Consider the following 212-nt stretch of genomic DNA (forward strand, 5'->3'; position numbering starts at 1 on the left):
AAACGGGGGGAGCAGTACAAGCAGATACGCCGGGTATATCAAATATTTTTCCTGAATTTCGTCCTCTTCCCCGGAAGCGATAAGGTACCCCGGCGTTATTTCATGCAGGAAGAGGACGAGCATGACCGGTTAAGCGATGTGGTATGTTCAATCTTTTACGAACTCCCCAAACTGGACAAGCTGGTGCAGGACTGTTTAAGCGGGAAGCAGAA

The 212-nt window shown here is 49.1% G+C and carries 1 protein-coding gene; it reads left to right on the top strand.

Annotation, left to right across the window (positions count from 1 at the left end):
* Positions 1–212: PD-(D/E)XK nuclease family transposase (locus TPRIMZ1_RS19525; RefSeq protein ID WP_010263883.1), on the top strand; the 212-nt coding region annotated here is incomplete at both ends.

It is taken from the genome of Treponema primitia ZAS-1 (genome assembly GCF_000297095.1).
Taxonomy (GTDB): Bacteria; Spirochaetota; Spirochaetia; order Treponematales; family Breznakiellaceae; genus Termitinema; species Termitinema primitia_A.